16 protein-coding genes and 1 pseudogene are annotated in these 18,841 nt (G+C 70.1%); 11 read left to right on the top strand and 6 right to left on the bottom strand.

Annotated features, from left to right (window positions below):
* Both ACTWPW_RS51260 and ACTWPW_RS51255 read right to left on the bottom strand, forming a co-directional pair.
* Positions 1 to 1,137, bottom strand: a 1,137-nt coding sequence (locus ACTWPW_RS51260) for a histidine kinase dimerization/phospho-acceptor domain-containing protein (protein WP_443173180.1), incomplete at its 3' end; no start/stop codon positions are given.
* A gap of 7 nt (positions 1,138 to 1,144) precedes the next feature.
* Positions 1,145 to 1,819, bottom strand: coding sequence for a response regulator transcription factor (locus ACTWPW_RS51255; RefSeq protein ID WP_364131137.1), 675 nt, complete (start codon positions 1,817 to 1,819; stop codon positions 1,145 to 1,147).
* Between the two features lie 192 nt (positions 1,820 to 2,011).
* On the opposite strand from ACTWPW_RS51255, the gene vanY-N reads away from it, so the two are divergent.
* The 6 genes from vanY-N to ACTWPW_RS51225 all read left to right on the top strand — a co-directional run bounded on the left by vanY-N (position 2,012) and on the right by ACTWPW_RS51225 (position 8,120).
* Positions 2,012 to 2,566, top strand: a complete 555-nt coding sequence (gene vanY-N / locus ACTWPW_RS51250) for a D,D-peptidase/D,D-carboxypeptidase VanY-N (protein WP_375112543.1) — start codon at positions 2,012 to 2,014, stop codon at positions 2,564 to 2,566.
* Positions 2,567 to 2,728: 162 nt separating this feature from the next.
* Complete coding sequence (locus ACTWPW_RS51245; protein ID WP_443173179.1) at positions 2,729 to 3,664, top strand: hypothetical protein; 936 nt, start codon at positions 2,729 to 2,731, stop codon at positions 3,662 to 3,664.
* A gap of 135 nt (positions 3,665 to 3,799) precedes the next feature.
* On the top strand, positions 3,800 to 3,970 hold the full coding sequence (locus tag ACTWPW_RS51240; protein WP_443173178.1) for a hypothetical protein: 171 nt from the start codon (positions 3,800 to 3,802) through the stop codon (positions 3,968 to 3,970).
* On the top strand, positions 3,967 to 5,244 hold the full coding sequence (locus tag ACTWPW_RS51235; RefSeq protein WP_375112545.1) for an MFS transporter: 1,278 nt from the start codon (positions 3,967 to 3,969) through the stop codon (positions 5,242 to 5,244). Before ACTWPW_RS51240 ends, ACTWPW_RS51235 begins: the two co-directional genes overlap by 4 nt.
* Positions 5,245 to 5,416: 172 nt before the next feature.
* The gene (locus tag ACTWPW_RS51230; RefSeq protein ID WP_443173177.1) at positions 5,417 to 5,674 is read left to right on the top strand and encodes a hypothetical protein; all 258 of its coding nucleotides are present in this window, start codon (positions 5,417 to 5,419) and stop codon (positions 5,672 to 5,674) included.
* The gene (locus ACTWPW_RS51225) at positions 5,631 to 8,120 is read left to right on the top strand and encodes a DUF7825 domain-containing protein (protein ID WP_443173176.1); all 2,490 of its coding nucleotides are present in this window, start codon (positions 5,631 to 5,633) and stop codon (positions 8,118 to 8,120) included. The genes ACTWPW_RS51230 and ACTWPW_RS51225 overlap by 44 nt, the downstream gene beginning before the upstream one ends.
* Positions 8,121 to 8,220: 100 nt before the next feature.
* Here ACTWPW_RS51225 and ACTWPW_RS51220 read toward each other — a convergent pair whose 3' ends face one another.
* Positions 8,221 to 9,405, bottom strand: a complete 1,185-nt coding sequence (locus ACTWPW_RS51220) for an NAD(P)/FAD-dependent oxidoreductase (RefSeq protein WP_443173175.1) — start codon at positions 9,403 to 9,405, stop codon at positions 8,221 to 8,223.
* Between the two features lie 81 nt (positions 9,406 to 9,486).
* On the bottom strand, positions 9,487 to 10,428 hold the full coding sequence (locus tag ACTWPW_RS51215; protein ID WP_375112548.1) for an RNA polymerase sigma-70 factor: 942 nt from the start codon (positions 10,426 to 10,428) through the stop codon (positions 9,487 to 9,489).
* A 540-nt stretch (positions 10,429 to 10,968) separates the two neighbouring features.
* On the opposite strand from ACTWPW_RS51215, the pseudogene ACTWPW_RS51210 reads away from it, so the two are divergent.
* From ACTWPW_RS51210 to ACTWPW_RS51190, 5 genes and pseudogenes are all read left to right on the top strand, one after another.
* Positions 10,969 to 11,405 (top strand): annotated as a pseudogene (locus tag ACTWPW_RS51210) (DUF5980 family protein).
* Positions 11,406 to 11,625: 220 nt separating this feature from the next.
* Positions 11,626 to 12,051 (top strand): VOC family protein, encoded by a 426-nt coding sequence (locus tag ACTWPW_RS51205; RefSeq protein WP_443173174.1) that lies wholly within the window; start codon positions 11,626 to 11,628, stop codon positions 12,049 to 12,051.
* Between the two features lie 488 nt (positions 12,052 to 12,539).
* A complete protein-coding gene (locus ACTWPW_RS51200) occupies positions 12,540 to 13,661 on the top strand; it encodes a hypothetical protein (protein WP_443173173.1) in 1,122 nt (373 codons plus the stop codon).
* A 216-nt stretch (positions 13,662 to 13,877) separates the two neighbouring features.
* Positions 13,878 to 14,699 carry an ArsR/SmtB family transcription factor gene (locus ACTWPW_RS51195; protein WP_443173172.1) on the top strand — a complete coding sequence of 274 codons (822 nt, stop codon included), beginning with the start codon at positions 13,878 to 13,880 and terminating at the stop codon, positions 14,697 to 14,699.
* 49 nt (positions 14,700 to 14,748) lie between these two features.
* Positions 14,749 to 15,459, top strand: coding sequence for a DUF998 domain-containing protein (locus ACTWPW_RS51190; RefSeq protein ID WP_443173171.1), 711 nt, complete (start codon positions 14,749 to 14,751; stop codon positions 15,457 to 15,459).
* A gap of 131 nt (positions 15,460 to 15,590) precedes the next feature.
* On the opposite strand, the gene ACTWPW_RS51185 is transcribed toward ACTWPW_RS51190, so the two are convergent.
* A complete protein-coding gene (locus ACTWPW_RS51185) occupies positions 15,591 to 18,110 on the bottom strand; it encodes an excinuclease ABC subunit UvrA (protein WP_443173170.1) in 2,520 nt (839 codons plus the stop codon).
* A gap of 96 nt (positions 18,111 to 18,206) precedes the next feature.
* Positions 18,207 to 18,725, bottom strand: coding sequence for a pyridoxamine 5'-phosphate oxidase family protein (locus tag ACTWPW_RS51180; protein WP_375112555.1), 519 nt, complete (start codon positions 18,723 to 18,725; stop codon positions 18,207 to 18,209).
* Positions 18,726 to 18,841 lie beyond the last annotated feature (116 nt).

Below are 18,841 nucleotides of genomic sequence, written 5' to 3'. Positions count from 1 at the left end.
GACGTCCACGCGGCGCGGGTCCAGCCGGGCCGTCACCCCAGGTGGCAGCTCGGTGTCCACCCGCTCTGACCAGCCCCGGGTACGCAGGGTCGCGCGCACCAGCTCGGCCACGTCGATCTCGTTCAGCGCGAGGGCCGCGACGCCGGAGTCGAACCTGCTGATCTCGATGAGGTCGTTCACCAGAGCGGTGAGGTTGAGCGTCTCCTGGCTGACCAGCCTGGCGGCCCTGCCGGCGGGCTCGGGCAGCTGGGCCGCCTCCTCGTCCAGGACGTCGGCGACCGCGGTGAGCGCGGCCAGCGGGGTGCGCAGCTCGTGGGACACGTCGGCGACGAACCGGCGCGCGTCGGCCTCCATCTCGCGCAGCTGTTTGACGTGCCGTTCCAGCTCCGCGGCGGTGTTGTTGAACGTGCGCGCCACGTCGGCCAGCTCGTCGGAGCCGCTGACCGCGATCCTGGTCCGCATCTCGCCCTCGCCCAGCAGGCGTGCCGCCCGGCCGAGCTCGCGCACCGGGCGCAGCACGCTCCGGGTGGCCAGCAACGCCAGGGCGACCGCGAACGCCAGGGCCACCCCGCCGGTGGCCCAGGCACGTGCGGCGAGCTCGTCGATGCTGCGCTGTTCGGAAAGCAGGCTACGTGCGGCGTAGACCTCGATGCCGGACACCCGCGTCCTGTGGTCCGGCTCGGCGATCAGCAACGGCGTGCCGACGATCAGCCAGGGCATGCCCTCCCACACCACGCGTTGCCACGCCAGGCCGCCGTCGGCCACCACCCGCCGCAGCTCCGGTGAGATCACCGTGAGATCCAGCACCCTCCCGCCCGGCCTCCAGCGCCCCGGCGGGGGGACCGGCGAGTGCATCTCGCGGTAGACGGCGACCGCGAACTCCACGCTGTTCTGGTCGGGCACGGCGGCGGCGATGTCGTCGAGCTCCTCGGGGCCCGGCGTCGAGGTCCGCAACGGGTAGAGCGCCTGCACGCGGCTCTTCATCGCCTGGACCGTGGCATCCTGGGTCCGCTGCAGGATGGCGGTGCGGGCCTGGACGTAGATCCCGCCGGCCACCGCCGCCGCGGTGACCACGCACAGCAGGGCGAAGGCGAACAACAGCCGGGTACGCAGCCCCAGGCTCGGCCGAGGTGACACCGGCGGCTCACACCGGCCCGAAGCGGTACCCGAACCCACGCACCGTCTGCACGTAGACGGGCGCCGCCGAGTCGTCCTCGATCTTGGCGCGCAACCGCTGCACGCACGCGTCCACCAGACGCGAGTCGCCGAAGTACCCGTGCTCCCACACCGACTCCAGCAGCTGCTGGCGGCTGTGCACCCGGCCCGGCGTGGCGGAGAGCTCGAGCAGCAGGCGCAGCTCGGTCGGGGCGAGGCTGACCGGCACGCCGCGGTTGGCGACCACCAGCCCGGCCCGGTCGATGGTCAGCTCGCCGTGCCGCTCCAGCTCCGCCTGGTCCCGGCCGACCCGCCGCAGCACCGCGCGAATGCGCGCCTCGAGCACCCTGGGCTGCACCGGCTTGACCACGTAGTCGTCGGCGCCCGCCTCCAGCCCGGCCACCACGTCCATGTCGTCGCCGCGGGCGGTCAGCATGATGATCGGCACCTCTCCGGCGGCCCGGATGCGGCGGCAGACGGCGAACCCGTCCATGCCGGGCAACATCAGATCGAGCACGACGACGTCGGGAAGGTCGGTGCGCAGCCGGTCGAGCCCCTGCTCGCCGGACTCCACGGCGCGCACCCGGTGCCCATGCCGGCTCAGGGCCAGCTCAAGGCCCTCCCGCACAGCCGGGTCATCCTCGATCAACAACACTCGCGACACGCCCCCGAGTATCACAGTACGCTCCGTAACTCGCCTGCCCGGTCAACCCCATCCACTGTCGGCCGGCCGTGTCCCCGCCTCGTCCGCGCCGTGTCATGGTTGTGTCACGGTCGCGCCGGCGGTGGCCGTCGTCGATGAACCGTGACATGCGGCGGACAACGCACGCATATTCGGCGCCAATCGTAGTTCGTCATGAGCGAACCACGCACCATCCCACCTCGGCCCCGTGACCGGCTGTACGCGGCTGTCACGCTGGTGCTCGCCGTGCTCCTGCTGCCCGTGGCGTTCGCCCGCCATCCCGGCCGCGCCCGCGAAGTGGCCTGCCGCTGGGCGTTGGGGATGCGCTTCCCCGCCGAGGATCTCACCGGGCTCACCGACGGCGCCAGGGCGGCGTTCACCGCGGCGCGCACCGAGGCGCTCTGGCGTCACGGCCAGCTCATCGGCCTCACCTCCGGATACCGCGATCCCCTTGTCCAGCAACGGATGTTCGACGAGGAGGTACGCCGCTCCGGCTCCCCGGCCTCGGCACGCATGCTCGTGCTACCACCGGCGGAATCCAACCACGTCAAGGGCATCGCGCTGGACGTGCGCCCGCACGAAGGCGCCCGCTGGCTCGAGGAACACGGCGCCCGCTACGACCTCTACCGCATCTACGACAACGAGTGGTGGCACTTCGAGCACCGCCCGGACAGGCGCGGCACGCCACCACGACGACAACCCCACCCCGGCGTCGGCTACGTCAGCTGACCTGCCGCACTCCAGGCCATCACCTGACACGTGCGTCAGGTTCGCCGCCGGCGGCGGCACGCGGTCCCCGGACGGCGGCTTCCACGAACTGGCGGCTCCACCGCGGCATCGTGGAAGACCCGTCGACATCCCAACTGCTCACTACCCGGAGGATCCGAATCCGTGGCGGATGTGATCGTAGACCCCGGCGTACCGCCGCAGGACGCGCGGGTGCTCAGAAGGAGCCGGCGCGTTCTGATCAAGATGCGCCAGGGATGGGCCCCCAAGCTGTGGCGGCCATCCTCCGGCCTGCACTACTGGATGCTGGCGGCGTTCGGCCCGGCGGCCTCCTTCGGGCTGCTGCTGAGCCTCGGCCTCATGAGCCCCGGGCTCGCCGTCCTGCTGCTGGCGCTGCTCGGCCTCCCCTTGGTGATGTTGCGGCTCGGCCGCAACGACGTGTCCACGGAGGAGGCGGATGAGTACGCGTTCGAGCGGCAGGCCTTCGCGCAGCTTCGCTGGTACGAGGGCCGCTACGTGCTCGCCGACGACCTCGATGAGCCCGCCGCCCGGCTCCTGGCCCGCGCGCAGCGCGCCATCGCCACCGTGAGCGGCTCCCGGATCAACGCCGAGGGCCTGCTCGACGACGTGCGCAACGCGGTGATGCTGCCCGCGCAGGAGTGGGAGATCGCCCGCCTGCTGGCCAAGCTGTCGGCGCTGCGCGCCCAGCACACGGAGGTCATCTCGCTGGGGCTCACGCCCGGCGTGGCGGTCGTGGCCGAACCCTTGGCGCGGGCGCTGAGCAGCAGCGAGGCAGCGGTGCTGGCCCGGGTCGAGGCGCTGGAGCGGTACGCGGCCAACGTCGCCGGCGCCGAGCGCGCGTACCTGGCCCACCACCAGATCGAGGAACTGCGGAGCCACGTGCACCACTACGAGGAGCTGGTGGCCGAGACGGGGGCCGACGCGTTCGCGGTGCCCGAGCTGGAGCGCCTGGCCGCCGACGCCGGCCGCCTGGAGCAGTCCTTGAGGCGGAGCCTGAGCTCCGCCCACGAGGCCATGCGTGCTCCAGCCAGCACTGCACCGACGGCAGCGGCCGCCGAAAGGTCACCGTCGTCACCATGACCCGCTTCGGCCCGCGCGACGAGCCGCGCCGATCGCGGACGTGCGCCCTGATTTGGCACCCTACCTATTGATAGGTAGGGTGCGTTCGGCCCAAAAGCCTCGTATCGCCCATGACGCAGCCGGAGTGGAGCGCTCGTGACCCAGCAGGCCGGCACGCGCGCCCGCACCCACGCGCACGCCTGCACACAGGCCCTGATCGCCCCCGTCACCGAGCTGATGGAGCAGGTGGCCATGCCGCCGCACGAACGCCCGGCACCTGCCCCCCGCCCCCCGTCGCCCCAGCGCGAGCGGAGAAGGACCAGATGACCACGACCACCCGCTGGCGGCGTAACGTCGCCCTGTTCCTGACTGGGCAGACCGTGTCGCTGTTCGGCTCGATGATCGCGCAGTACGCGGTGATGTGGTGGGTGACGCTGCAGACCCGCTCCGGGCTGGCGGTGGCACTCTACGCGGTGGCCGCGTTCCTGCCCCAGGGCCTGGTGTCGATCTTCGGGGGCGTGCTCGCCGACCGGATGAACCGCCGGGTGCTGGTCATGGCCGCCGACGGCGCCATCGCCGCGGCGACGCTGGCGCTCGCGCTGCTGATGGCCAACGGCGTGAACGACCTGTGGATCGTCCTGCTGGCCGTGGCGGTCCGGTCGCTGGGAGCCGGCGTCCAGACCCCCGCCGTGCAGGCGATGATCCCGCAGATCGTGCCGGGCGAGCACCTCATGCGCGTCAACGGGATCTTCCAGACCATCCATTCGGCGATGGCCCTGCTCGCCCCCGCGGCCGCCGGTGCGATCTTCGCCGCGTACGGACTCGTCCCTGTCTTCTTCCTGGACGTGGTCACGGCGGTGATCGGGATCGGGCTGCTCGCCCTGGTCGCCGTACCGACCCTGGAGCGGGTGACCGAGTCCCGCGCCTCCTACCGGCAGGACCTGACCGAGGGGATGCGCTACATCCGCACCCACCCGATCGTGCGCTGGCTGCTCATCGTGTACGCGGTGATCTTCCTGCTCACCGTGGCCCCCTCGTTCGTCACGCCGCTGCTGGTCGCGCGCAGTTTCGGCAACGAGGAGTGGATGCTGGCGGCGCTGGAGATCGCCTTCAGCCTGGGCATGATGCTCGGCGGCGTCCTGATGTCCACCGTGCTGGCCAAACGCAGTCCGATAGGACTGATCCTGGTCGCCGTCTACGGTTTCGGGCTGGTGACCGTGGCGCTCGGGCTGAGCGGCAACCTGTGGGTCTTCTACGGCTTCATGTTCGCCTTCGGACTGCTGGTGCCGCCGTTCGCGACGCCGTTCATGACGCTGATCCAGGAAACCGTCGAACCGGCCCTGCACGGGCGCGTGTTCAGCTACGTCGGCATCGTGATGGCGCTGGCCACCCCGGTCGGCATGGCCGTGTTCGGCCCGCTGGCCGACGTGGTCAGCGTGCAGGTCCTGCTCATCGGCGCCGGGCTGGCCGCCATCGTCGTCATCGCGATCGCGTCCCGCCTGCCCTCCGGCCGGGCCACCATCGCCGCCGCCCGCGCCCACGCCACGCACGATCCCGATGCCGAGACTCTCCCGGAGGAGGAGGCCGCCGGCGGCCGGTGAGTGCCGGACCTCCACGACGCCACCCTGCGCGACCGCGCATGGTGTTTTCGACACGAAACCGATTCGCGAACCCGGCGGCGCTGTCGGTGCCCGCCAGTAGGGTGCCGCCCATGATCGTTTCTTTACGGGTGTCCCCCCGACCGGGTTCGCGCGGTATCGAAGGCGCGGCCGCGTGAATCCCTGGGACGAGGTCCTCGAGCGCATCGAGGCGCAGGATGACGAGCGGCTGGCGGAGTTCCTGAACGGCCTCGGCGACGCCGAGCGGCGCATGGTGGCCAGGCAGGTGCCCGACCATCTGGCCAGTCGGCTGGACGGCGCCCCGATGGCAGGTCAGGGCGCGGCTCGGCGAGCTGGCGACCGGTTACCGGCTCGCCGGAGCCGCCTGCATGGGCGGGGCCGCGCAGGTGGCGGCCTGGCTGAACCGGCGTGAGCTGCGCCGCGTGCGCGACCAGAAGGCCGACGCCGCGCTGGTCATGTCCGTGCTGCGAGGCCGCCCGGAGGCGTGGCGGCAGGACCTCGCCGTACGGCTGGTGAAGCGGCTGCGTCCACCGGCGGGCGGCACCTGGTGGCGGTTGCGTGGCGGGCCGGGGTGGGAGCTGGCGGCCGCGCTGGTGATCGATACCGGGGTCGAGCCGCCGCCGGAGAGCGACGCGTTCGTGGCCGGCTGGGCATGGCAGGTGACAGCCCGGCACCGGGACAACGATGGCCGGCCCCTCCTCGACGACGATCCCCTGCTGGACCGCTTGCTCCCCCACCTGTTCCACGCACAGGGCGTGGCCACCGCGCTGGCCGTCGACGAGCAGGACAGCCGGCTCCGGCAGCGGGAGACGAGCCGGCACCAGGCGCTGGGCGTCCCGGCACGCGATCCGCGGCCGTCCCTGAGCATCACCGCCGAGCTGGCGGCCCTCGCCGCGGCGGGACGGCTGCCACGCAAGACGCTGGTCGACGGCTGCGCGAGCCGTTTCCTGGCCGGCGGCGGGGCTGCCGAGATCGCTCCGTTCGTGACGCTGTGGCGGCACCTGGAGACCACTGTGGCCGAGATCCCGGTGCTCGACTTCGTCCGGCTCCTGCCATCGGGGGCCTCGCCGTTCGTGGAGCTGGCGCTGGAGGAGTTGCGCCGGGCCGAGGCCGCCGGGGCCCTGGACGACGAACTGTTCGCCGAGGCGATCGGCGCGCTGGTGTTCCGGCCGGAGAAGAAGCACGTCACAGCGGCCGTGCAGTGGCTCGCGACCGGATCCCCGTCCAGGGGCGGCGGCGCGGCGGCCGCGCTGGCGCACGTGTTCGACGCGGGCGTACCGGCCCTGAGGGACCGCGCGGTGCGGCTCGCGGTCAAGCTGGCCCCGCACGCCGACGACGACGCCCGGAACGCCATCCGGGAGGCGGCCGGAGGCCTGCCCGACGAGCTACGCGAGCGCCTGGCCGACGCCTTCGGCACCGTACCGGCCGCGACGCAGCCGGAGCCGGCGGCCGTCCCGGACCTCACCGCGCCCCGGCCGCCCATGCTCGCGCCGCCCCTGGCGTCGGCCGCCGAACTGGCCGCCGAGCTCGGCGCCCTGCGCTGGCCGGAGGCACCAGGCCAGTACGAGCGGATCCTCGCCGCTCTGGTGGAGCTGGCCCATCGTGACCGCGAGGAGCTCGTGGCGCTGCTGGAGCCCCGATGGCGCGGAACCTGGGGACACCCGGACAACCCCTTCCCGCACGCATATGCCAGCAACGACCGCACCACCTACGTGCTGCTGTCACGCTGCGTCCTGGCCCTGGTCCTCCCCGACTACAGCCGCCGGCTGACCACCGCCCTGGCCGAACGCGCCGACCCCGTCGACCACCTCGACGTGCTGCCCCAGCGCCTTGTCGTGCGCCGCCTGCGGGAGATCATCCACCTGTTCGAGCGGGGCGTCACCATCCCCTTGCTGCTGGCCACCCCGACCGCCGCCACCGGGCACCTCGATCCCGAGACGCTGATCGACCGCATGGAGCGGCTGGGCGACGCGGAACCGCTGGAAGCCGACTTTCAGCAGGCGCTGCTCCGGCTGCCGCGCCAGGTGGAGGAGTCCCTGCTCGTGCGGGCGGAGAAGCTGCCGACGCGGGCCGGGCGGCGGCTGGCCGGCTGGCTGCGCGACGGCGGCCTGCCCGACCCCCAGGTACGGTGCGAGATGGGAGATCCCCACGGCATCAACCCCGCTCACACCTCCGGCGTGCGGGCATCGACGGAGGCGCCCGACGGTGTGCCGGACTGGCTGCGCGAGCTGTGCTCGGTACGGCCCGCCAACGGATACGCCGCCTACCCCGGCGACGTGATGTGGTGGCCGACGATCATGCCGTCTCATCGTGAGCTCGTGGCCGCGTACATGATCCAGGTGCTGCGCTGGCTCGCCACGGGCAGCGACTCCCGCGTGGACGCCGTCGTGGCCCTGGCCCACGGCGACGGCCCGGTGGGCAGGGCGAGCGCGGTCACCCTCGCTGCCTGCCTGGCCCACCCACGACCCGTCCAGCGCGCGACCGCCGTCGACGCGTTCACCATCCTGGCGGTGCGCGGGCAGCTGCCGGCCGCCGATCTCGGCTGGGCTGTCGCGCAGCTGGTCCGGGCCGGCACCGTCTCGCTCAAACGGATCACCGCCGCCCTCGCCGACCTGATCGCCGCCGGGGCGCACGCGCAGGTGTGGCAGGTCCTCACCACGGCCGTCCCGCTTCTCCTGCCGGTGGGGGGCGAGAAGGCGCGGGGCGGGCTGGGCGAGTTCCTGAGCGTCGCCGTCCAGGCCGCGGTCCTGGCGCGGACGCGGGCCGAGATCCCCGGGCTCGCGCAGCTGGCGGCGCGCAAGGGCTCCAGCCTCGTCCTCCAGGAGGCCCGCCACCTGCAACGGGCCATCACCTCCTGATCCTCCCGGGTCAACTGGCCGCCGATCTCGACATCGTGGGTGGCGGTCCTCGGGAAACTCGGCGATCCGCGCGGGCCGGCAACGCCGTCCACGACGATGCTCATACCGTGTCCTGCCTCAGCGTCCGCTCAGGCGTGACGCGGTGCTTCCGGGTCGGCATCCCCAGTGTCGGGTTGGCGACGCTCCACGCGGCACCCTTGCAGATCAGTTCCTTGTACGCGGCGGCCGGCCGGCCGGTCAGGACCCCCTGCCTGGCACGGTCGTCGGCCGTGACGTACTGGATCAGGCCCTCCTTGCGGCCCAGCGAGATGCACTGGTTGAAGTAGCCGATCGTCTTGTCCGGGACCTTCCGGCCGGTCAGGCGGGCCGCGATGGCGTCGGCGGCCAGCGCGGCGGCGGGGATTCCCGAGGCGCACGACATCCGTAGCGGCTTGTCCCCGGCGCCCATGGCCATGGCCGCGTCGCCGACGGCGTACACGTCGGGGTGCGAAACCGAGCGCATGGTCCGGTCGACCACGATCTGGCCGGTGCCGGAGACCTCCAGGGAGGTCGCCTGCGCGATCGGGTGGACCGCGAAACCGGCGGTCCACACGGTGACCGCGGCGGGGATGACCTTGCCGTCGGCGGTGGTGACGTGGTCGGCCGCGACGCCGCTGACGGTGGTGTGCTCGTACGCGGTGATGCCGAGCTTGCCGAAGACCTTCCGCAGGTGCTCGCGGCCCTTGGGCGAGATCCAGTCGCCGAGACCGCCGCTGACGGCCAGGGCGACGTCGAGGTCCGGGCGGGCCTCGGCGAGCTCGGTAGAGGCCTCCACGCCGGTGAGGCCGCCACCCACCACCACCACGGTCTGCCCGGCGTCGAGGCCGGCCAGGCGCTCGCGCAGCCGGAGCGCTCCGGTACGGCCGGCGATCTGGTGGGCGTGTTCGGCGGTCCCGGGTACGCCCTGGCTGTTCCAGCCGCTGCCGAGGGCGTACACGAGGGTGTCGTACCCCAGTTCTTCGGCACCGTTCGCACCGGTGAGGGCGACGGTCTTGCGGTCGACGTCGACGCGGGTGACCTTCGCGAGCCTCAGTTCGACGCCGGTGCCGGCGAAGATCTCGCTGAGCGGCCGGGGTTTGAGGTCCTGGCCGGTCGCCAGCTGGTGGTTGCGGATGCGTTCGACGAAGTCGGGCTCGGCGTTGACGAGGGTGATGGCGACGTCCTCGCGGCGCAGCCGCCTGGCGAGGCGGCCGGCGGCGCTGGCTCCGGTGTATCCGGCTCCGAGAACGACGATGCGGTGCTTCATTTCAGGCTCCTGTCCGGTTCGGATTTGCCACTTGAACCGGATGGCCCGCCGTTTCCTGACAGGAGCGGGATATGAGTCACGTCACATCACGAGTAGGGGCTCCCCATGGCCGGCCGCCGCCCATTGCTCGGTCGCGCGTGCGAGCTTGTCGGGGTTTGCCTGGGTACGGCAGGCGGTGATGCCCTCGGCGGTGACCTCCAGGCACATGATCGCGACGACCCGGCCCTCCACGACGGCCACAACGGCGGGTTCGCCATTGGCGGTCCAGGCGTATATCTCGGGCGTGCCGCCGACGATGGCACGCTTGGCCTCGGCGGGCTTGAACATGCCCCACACGAACTTCGCGACCGCGACGGCTCCCTCGAACGCCTTGGTACGGGCCGGCACCTTCCCTCCGCCGTCGCCGACGGAGATGGCGTCCTTGGTGAGCAGGCGTACGAGCTCATCGGTCTGACCGCTGGTGGCGGCCGCGAGGAACTCCTCGACGATCCGCTGGGCGGCGGCCTCGTCGATCTCGGCGCGGGCTTTGCCGTACGCCACACGCTTCTTGGCACGGTGAAAGATCTGCTGACTGGCCGCCTCGGTGATGTCGAGGATCTCGGCGATCTCCCGGTGCGGGTAGTCGAAGGCCTCCCGCAGCACGTACACGGCCCGTTCGTTGGGCGACAGGCGCTCCATGAGGGTGAGGACTGCGTACGAGACCGATTCGCGCTGCTCGACGGTGTCGGCCGGGCCGAGCATCGGGTCCCCGGCGAGCAACGGCTCGGGAAGCCATTGGCCCACGTAGGTCTCGCGGCGCGCCCGCGCGGAGGTGAGCTGGTTGAGGCACAGGTTGGTGAGCACTTTCGTCAGCCAGGCCTCGGGAACCTCGACGCGGTCGACGTCGGCGGCCTGCCAGCGCAGGAACGTCTCCTGCACGACGTCCTCCGCCTCGTCCGCGGAGCCGAGCAGACGGTAGGCGATGGCCCCCAGACGGGGCCTCGACAACTCGAACCGGTCGACGTCGTCCACCGTTAATGCCATGACCTGATCCTAACGGCGTGGCGGCGCAGACCGTGTGCCGCCTGCCGCAAGTGATCACAGCAGCTTGATCGACCAGCCCGTCCCCGCCTGACCTGGGGAGATCAAGGGACCAAGCATTTTGACGACCGCAGTTCGAGGAGCACCTTCGAGGCATCCGGCCCGGCCGCGTGGTCTCGTGATCTCACAGTCGAAGTCGACGGCCCCGGCATCGTCAGCCACGCCGAACCCGCCGAAGCCGTTTTCCGCGACCCTGCCTGCCATGAGAATTCAATGAGACCTGCTATTCGGACATAAAGAATAATGCCGACACATCCTCGCCAGCCATGACCACCGGTGCCGGACCGAGTTCATTCCGTCAGCATGGCGCACGACCCCTCCACCCGATCCGCCGGAATTCGGCGCCGATCACCGCTTCAGCGAGGATTACACTCCGTAAAAGTGAAAGTTTCATAAGAATACCGAAACTTCCCAAAGATCCTTTAATCCTCAATAATTGCCGAGCAGGCACACGTCCGAAGCACAAGCACCAAGGAGGCAGACGTGAAAACGATTCACCGCGCCGCCAGGCTGGCACTCGGCGCGACGGCCGGGCTGGCACTCGCACTAGCCGGCAGCACCCCGGCCTCGGCGGCGACGTGGGAACTGCTCGACTTCCAGCCCCAGCAACAAATATGCGTCCAGCCGGGCGCCCACCGCGACACGTACCTCGTGGCCGCAGTCGTCGGAAGCTGGTCGACGACCGTCCGCATCGAACTGCGGAACCTGCCCCCGGCTCAACCAGCGCGGGCGGCTCGCAGATCCCGCCCGGCTCCAACTACACCAACCCCGAAACCGGCTCGACGGTGCTGAACGGCTTCGTTCAGATATCGGTCGCGCCGCTCCCAGCCGGGGTGTACAGCCTGCTGCTGACTGCCTCGGACGGGACGGAGACCCAGAGCAACCCCGTCGCCATCAACGTGAAGGACCGCTGCTACTAGGACCTGCAGGGCGTTCAGACCTTCAGAGAGGAACCATGGGGGGCTCCGTAGATGAAGGCAGACTGCAGAAGTCTCGTCATGACCGACCGGTCGGCCACCGCGATAACCCGCGTTTGTTGCGGTTGGCCGCCTGGTCGCTCTTCTGGGGCAGCAGGTGGTGCTCTAGCGCCGGACTGCGTGCGGGTCGACGGCTGCGGCCGCAGTGTCCTACGGTGAGGCCATGGGGCTGCGGATCGGTGCCTTGATCGTCGATTGTCAAGATCCCGGACGACTGGCCAGGTTCTGGGCAGAGGCACTGGGTTGGGTGATCAGCAAAGACGAAGATCCTGAGTGGGTCGTCGAGCCGCCCGAAGGCAGTCGCGAAGACTGCGTGGTGGCCGACCTGCTGTTCATCAAGGTGCCCGAGCCCAAGACGAGCAAGAACCGCCTGCATCTCGACCTGCGACCCGAGAACCAGCCCGCAGAGGTTGCCCGCCTGGAAGCGCTGGGAGCGACCCGCGTCGATGTCGGCCAGGGCAACAACCAGACCTGGGTAGTGATGGCCGACCCGGAAGGCAACGAGTTCTGCGTACAAGACGCGCATCCGCCGCAGGTCCGAACAGAGTGGCTACAGCGGTACGAGGCCTACCAGCCGGTGCACACCTGAACGCGATGGTCCGGACAGGCCGGCGACAAGCGGCGTTGCGGCGACTGGCGCACCCTCACGGCGGGTCAGCTCGCCGACCGGTCGTCAATCCGCGTCCAACCCGCAACGGCTGATTCGAGTAGAACTTAATATAACGAGCGCCTTTACATGTAGATCAATCGACGAACGAGAGCGGACCAAGCCCCCTCCAGCCACCCATGCAAGCCGCGGAACCTCGCGATCGCGCTGTACGACACCCAGCGGGCCGGCCCGACACTACGGTGTGCCCCCGCCCCACTGCCGAGCGGTTTCACGGTTGTCGCCCACCTCGGTCCAAACTGGCCATGATTAGGGCAACCCCGAATTTGCAGCTCGTCGAGGCACGTCCGAAAAGGTTGCCTCATTGGATTGCTCGGCTGCGGCGGATGAGGCCCGCGGCTGAGCTCAGCATGGATTGCGCAGGTTACGCTTGCCGCGATCAATCTGGCATTGTCCCAAGGGGTGGGCGGATGCAGCCTGCGGCACAACCACCAACGACCGATCTCCTGAGCAAGTTGATCATCGCTGCCGCAGGTCAACAGGTAACCCCGCGACCATCGTCCCTCGTCACCGCACTCGAGCGCGGCTATCAACGCGCGTGGCCTGTAGTGATCGCCAGGCTGGTGGCGACTGCCTTACCTTTCCCGGAAAACGCCGCCACCGCTGCAATCTCGGTTGCTGCGGGGGCAAGCTGGCCGTACCTCCTCAACCTGCTCGCGCTGTTCTGGTTGCCCGAGGTCGCCTACCAGGACCTCACCAGAAACCTCTTCGGGCTGACTGGTGTGCCAATCTGCATGGCCATGCTGGCGTTGGCCTGGTGGTTGTGGCGCCGGGCCGTCGCCTTCGCCGATCAGCTGTCGACGATGGTCGTCTCGGCAGGCGACCGAGCCCTCATGACCGCGTGGCTCAACAGCCGGCTCAGCTTCTGGAAGCAACTCGGCGCTTCCGCGATCGGCCTCATCGTAGCGGTGGTGCTCCTGACCGGCGTGCGGAACACCGCAGTGATACCGCCCCATCCCGCGCTCCTGTACTTGCTGGTCGGATGGCTGGGCTTCACTGGTGGCGGAGTCCTCTACTGGCTGCTCACCGTGGCCGAGGTACCCTTCCGGCTCCTACGCTGCCGAGAGCTGTCCATGTCATGGCTGGATCCTGCCCACACACCGGCCATCAAGGATGCTTGCCGGCTTTACGCGCTGGTGGCAGCAGGGATGGCGTTGGGGGTGATCGCCTCGGAGGTCGCCGCTGCCGTCCTGGCCGGCGTTCTGCGTTCTCCTGTTGCCTCTGCTTTTCTGACCGTCTTTCCGGTGTTGGCGGTGCTGCTCGCGCTCTACGTCGCCGTGCAGCCTTACGCGACACTTTCCCGGCTCGTGCGCCGCCACGTCGACACCATCATCCTCGGCCCGATGCTGCCTCAGACGGCCCGGCCGGACAGTGATCTGCTCGCCGCACCGGGCTTCGAAGACGCCACCAAGACCTACCAGTATTTCCGCTCGCTCAAGAGCTTGCCGATCAGGACGGGGTGGATCTTGCAGTATGTGGCGGGCATCGTCACGTCTCTGGTGATCTTCCTTGCTCAGAAACACCTGTCATAGCCACACACTCCTCACCTCGTGCACGCGCCAGGCGATCCGGTGCTCGCCGTCATCGACGTCCGGGCGCTGCAACTCGCCCGTCCGGCTCACCTGGACCGCGCGCTCCCCCGGACCGGCTGCTCGCGTTGGGAGTTGCGCCAGGATCCGGTCCGCTCCCCCGGGTGCCGCCGTCTCCACGGGTTTACATGTGACCTTTTGGTCACCTATATTGCCGGTGTGGTGAACGACGATCTGGTCTTCAAAGCGCTGGCGGACCCGACGCGGCGGCACTTGCTGGATCGGCTCTTCGAGCGGGACGGCCGTACGCTCACCGAACTCGAGTCGGAGGTGGAGATGACCCGATTCGGCGTCATGAAGCACCTGCGCCTCCTCGAGGAGGCGGGTCTGATCATCGCCCGCAAGTCGGGCCGGGAGAAGCTGCACTTCCTCAACCCGGTGCCGATCCGGCTGCTCCACGACCGGTGGATCGACAAGTACACCGAACGCCGGGCATCGGCGCTCACCGACCTCAAATCCGAGCTGGAAGGACGAATCATGACCGGTACCACTTCGACCGCCCAGACCGTTCAGGTCTATCAGGTCTACATCAAGGCGACACCGCAGGCGATCTGGGATGCGATCACCAAGCCGGAGTGGACGCGGAAGTACGGCTACGGCGGCGCCGTCGAATACGACCTGCGCCCGGGCGGCACCTACCGGGGCCTGGCGAACGAGGGGATGATCGCGCAGGGTGCGCCGGAGGTGGCCGTCGACGGCGAGGTGGTCGAGGCCGACCCGCCGCACAAGCTGGTGCAGACCTGGCGGGTACTCATGGACCCGGCGATGGCGGCCGAGGGCTTCACCCGGCTGACGTACGAGATCGCAGCAGGCCCGGGCGGCGTCACGAAACTGACGGTGACCCACGACCTGAGCGGCGCGCCGCTGACGGCGGCCCTGCTGGCCGGCGAGATGGAGAGCCAGGGCGCCGGCGGCGGCTGGAACTGGATGCTCAGCGGCCTGAAGACCCTGCTGGAGACCGGCGAAGCGCTGGACCGCTGAGTACGGGCGGCATCAGCCGAACCAAGAACGGGAAACGATCATGATTTCGATGAGATCGACACGCCGCACCACATCCGATGCCTCCGCCGACCCGCCCTTACCCGCGACCGGAGCGTCGACCGCCGCGTTACTCGCATGCGGAGTCGTCGCCGGGCCGCTGTTCATCGCCAGCGTCCTGACGCAGGCGCTCACACGCGCCGGATTCGATCCGCAACGGCATCCCTTGAGCTCGCTGAGCCTGGGCCACCTGGGCTGGATCCAGATCGCCACCTTCGTGGTCACCGGACTGCTGGTCCTGGCCTACGCGGTCGCGACCCGGCGGGTGCTGCATCCAGGCCGGGGCGGCACCTGGGCACCGCTCCTGATCGGAGTGAACGGCGCCTCCCTGATCGTCAGCGGCGTGTTCCTCGCCGACCCGATCAACGGCTTCCCGCCGGGCATGTCCGAGCAACCCACCTGGCATGGGATCGTGCACTCCCTCGCCCCGGCCCTCGCCGGGCTGGCCGGCCTGGCCACGTACGCCGTCTTCGCCCGTCGCTTCGCCGCCGCCGGCCGGCCCGGCTGGGCCGCGTTCTGCCTGGTGGTCGCGCCGATCGTCGTCGTCCTCAACTTCGCCGCCCTCCCCGCCGCCGACTTCCGGCTGATCCTGGCAGGGCTGGCCCTGAGCTGGACATGGACGTCCCTGATCGCGGCCCGTCTGATGGTCGAGGCTCGCTCCCGGACCACGAGCCATTCCCTTCCCCCACGAACCGACCTCTAGCGATGGCCAGGCCACCGACTCTCCCGCCGCGCCAAGAGCGGCACCTCCGGCTCCGAAGCTCCCGCGTCGCCGGCAGCCGCCAGGGGCACGGTGCGCCTGTGCAGGACGTGACGCAAGGCGCGCTCCGCCCCTCAGCAGCGCGCGCCTTCTCGCACTTCCAGCAGCGGCAGGCCCGCCGCGTACCGCCGGAAGAAACCGGCGGTCGGGGTGTCCGCGGTCGCGACGGCGTCCGGGGGGCCCTCCGCGATCACCGCACCCCCGTCCGGACCGGCTCCCGGCCCCAGGTCGATCACCCAGTCCGCGGACGCGGCGAGGGGGATATCGTGTTCGGCCACGACGACGGTGTTGCCCGAGTCGAGCAACACGTCGAGCGCATCCACCACCCGCTGAATGTCAGACGGGTGCAGGCCCGAGACGGGTTCGTCGAGAACGACAAGGCCGGCCTTGCGGCCCGCGGCACCGCGCTGGATCGCGGACGCAAGCTTCAGCCGCTGCGCCTCGCCGCCGGACAACTCTGTGGCGCTCTGGCCGAGCTGGAGATAGCCAAGCCCGACCTGGTTCAAGGCTCCCAGGGTTTCCGCGAGTTGCCGGGGTTCGGAGAGCTGCTCCACAGCCTCGGCGACAGTCAGCTCCAGCACCTGATCGATGGCCAACCCCTGATACCTGATCTCCAACGCCTCCGGCTGGTAGCGCCGGCCCGCGCACGCGTCGCAGACCACCCACACATCCGGCAGGAAGTGCATGTCGACCAGCTTGCGGCCATAACCGGTGCAGGTTTCGCAGCGGCCGCCACCCGCGGTGTTGAAGCTGAACCAGGAGGCGTTGACGCCGCGTCCGCGCGCCACGTCGGTTCCCGCGAACAGCCTGCGGACAATGTCGAACGCCTTGCTGTAGGTGGCCGGGTTGGACCGAGGCGTCCGCCCGAGCGGTTCCTGATCGACGACGGCGACCCAGTCGAACCCCTCCAGGCCGACCACCTGCCGCACCGTGTCGCTCGTCGTCCCGTTCAGGGCGGCCTCCACACTCACCGCGAGCGCGTCGAGCAGGCTGCTCTTGCCGCTGCCGCTCACCCCGGTCAGGCAGGTGAGCCGACCGGCGGGGAAACGCACCAGGTCAGCGGTCACGTTGTGCGCACGCAGGCCGTGCAACTCCAGCCACCCGGTGTCGTCCCCGGCCGGACGGCGGGTCCGGCGCAGCCGCGGCCCCTCACCGGCCAGATAGCGTCCGGTCCGCGACGTCGGGTGGGCGGCCACGTCGGCGGGCGGCCCCGACACCAGGACCTCACCGCCGAGGCGGCCCGCACCGGGCCCCATGTCGATCACCCAGTCGGCCCGGGCGATCAGTTCAGGGTCGTGCTCGACCAGGAGCACCGTGTTGCCGGCCTCGCGTAGCTCGAGGGCGATGTCCAGCAGGTGCGCCTTGTCCGCCGGATGCAGCCCGGTCCCGGGCTCGTCCAGGACGAAGACGACGCCGCTCAGCTCGGTACTGAGTTGCGCGGCGAGCCGGGTTCGCTGCAACTCGCCCCCGGACAGCGTCGCCGCACTCCGCGACAGCTGGAGATGGGCCAGGCCGAGCCGGTCGAGGATCCCGAGCCGGCGGCCCAGGTCCTGCAGCAGCGGCTCACCCACCTCGCGCTGCCGGGCGTCCAGGTCGTCCGCCACGCGCTTCGCCCAGCCGCGCACCTCCCGTACTTCCACCTCGATCAGGTCGGGATAGGTCAGCCCGCCGAGCCGCACGGACCGGGCCACCTGGTCGTACCCGCTGCCGCCGCAGGTGCCGCACGGCTGCTTGCGCATGTACGGCAGGTAGCGCTGCTTGGCACTGGAGGTTTGGGCGTTCACGAACACCCGCTCCACCTCGGCGAGCGCCCCCCGCAGCGGCTGGCTCGAGGTGTAGGTCACCGAAACCGTCTCCTTCTTGTTCGACACGTCGACGGTGGCCTCGACCTTCTCCTCGCCCGTGCCGTACAGCACACAGCGACGGAACTCCTCAGGCAGCGACTGCCACGGCCGGCCGAGGTCCACACCCCGCTTCTCGGCAAGCGCCGGCACGAACGCGTGCTCCCCCGACCGCCACTTCGCGTACCAGGGCGAGGCCCCTTCGAAGAGCGGAAGCTCCGGACGGGTGATGACCAGGTCCTCCTGCGCCTGCCAGCGCCCGCCCACCCCGTGGCAGTCCGCACAGCTCCCTTCCGGCGTGTTGCGGTCGAAGTGAGCGGTCGTCAGATGCCCGTCCCCGCTCTCCGCCGCCGGGTCCGCGCCGATCCCGGGAAGGCGCGAGTACAGCAGCCCCAGATGCCCGTCGATGCCGGTGATGGTCGCGACCGTGGACCGGGGGTTGCGGTTGAGACGGCGCTGGTCGACCGCGAGCGTCGCGCCGAGTCCCAGGATGCGGTCGACCTTCGGCCGATTGCGCTGGGTGATGTACTGCCGCACGAACGGCGAAAGTCCCTCCAGATACCGCAGCTGGGCCTCGTTGTGCAGGGTGTCGATGGCCAGCGAGGTCTTGCCGCTGCCGCTCACTCCGGTGAAGGCGATGAGCCGCCCCTTGGGGATGCTCACCGACACGTCCCGCAGATTGTTGGTACGAGCCCCCACCACCTCGATGGCCTCGCACCCCATGCTCGCAACGTCCCGTACGAACGCGGTCAACCTTCGTCCATCCTCTCGCAACACAGCAGAACATGGGCGGACAGGCATCCACCCATGCCGAACAAACCGATCACGCCACTGCGTGGCGGCCGCCCATCACAAGGTGAGCTTGTCGGCGTCGGGGGCGTAGACGGTCATCCAGTGCGGTTGCAGCCGGTAGTAGACCACGTCGTTGTCCCAGTCGAAGAAGTCGTCGCCGTAGAAGTCCTTGACGTAGGCGCGCAGGTCCGGCCAGTCTGCGGCCCGTTCGCCGCGCTGGGGGTTGAGGATCTCCACCGTGCCGTGCGTGAACACGCCCAGGTCCTCCCCGCGCATGTGCGCGGCGCTGACGGCGGGGCGGGCGGCGAGATGGCGGGCCTTGGCTGCGCCGCGCGCCGTGCCGAAGTGCCACTTTCCGTGCAGGAAGTGCCCGTCCACGCCGCTGATCCGCGGCTCGCCCTTCGCCGTCACGGTGGACAGGGCGAGGGTGCACATGCCGGTGAGGACCTGGGTGAGTTGCTCCGCGGTCAGTGTGCGCTCGGTGTTGATGATCGAGCGGAGGTGCGAGGTGGAGCGGGAGAGCGAGGCGTCCAGGAGGGCTTGAAGCTCTTTGAGGTCCTCTGGTGTTTCGCGCATTGCGGTCCTTGTCCATCGGTGAGGCCCCGGTCCATGCCCACATCGGTGCCGACCGGTGCACCCATGATCGATCCAAAACCCGACGTCCTATGTCATGTTTTTTCATCCGTCCTGAG

This window comes from Nonomuraea sp. KM90 (assembly GCF_052246675.1).
GTDB lineage: Bacteria > Actinomycetota > Actinomycetes > Streptosporangiales > Streptosporangiaceae > Nonomuraea.
Note: the sequence above shows the minus strand (reverse complement) of the source record. Positions and strands in the feature narration are given on the sequence as shown.

What these genes read in the sequence shown, in the direction of transcription:
- ACTWPW_RS51215 (WP_375112548.1), bottom strand. Translation starts at nt 10,428, where the DNA reads ATGGCATTAACGGTGGACGACGTCGACCGGTTCGAGTTGTCGAGGCCC.
- ACTWPW_RS51205 (WP_443173174.1), top strand. Translation starts at nt 11,626, where the DNA reads ATGGGGCTGCGGATCGGTGCCTTGATCGTCGATTGTCAAGATCCCGGA.
- vanY-N (WP_375112543.1), top strand. Translation starts at nt 2,012, where the DNA reads ATGAGCGAACCACGCACCATCCCACCTCGGCCCCGTGACCGGCTGTAC.
- ACTWPW_RS51180 (WP_375112555.1), bottom strand. Translation starts at nt 18,725, where the DNA reads ATGCGCGAAACACCAGAGGACCTCAAAGAGCTTCAAGCCCTCCTGGAC.
- ACTWPW_RS51220 (WP_443173175.1), bottom strand. Translation starts at nt 9,405, where the DNA reads ATGAAGCACCGCATCGTCGTTCTCGGAGCCGGATACACCGGAGCCAGC.
- ACTWPW_RS51200 (WP_443173173.1), top strand. Translation starts at nt 12,540, where the DNA reads ATGCAGCCTGCGGCACAACCACCAACGACCGATCTCCTGAGCAAGTTG.
- ACTWPW_RS51235 (WP_375112545.1), top strand. Translation starts at nt 3,967, where the DNA reads ATGACCACGACCACCCGCTGGCGGCGTAACGTCGCCCTGTTCCTGACT.
- ACTWPW_RS51190 (WP_443173171.1), top strand. Translation starts at nt 14,749, where the DNA reads ATGAGATCGACACGCCGCACCACATCCGATGCCTCCGCCGACCCGCCC.
- ACTWPW_RS51225 (WP_443173176.1), top strand. Translation starts at nt 5,631, where the DNA reads ATGGGCGGGGCCGCGCAGGTGGCGGCCTGGCTGAACCGGCGTGAGCTG.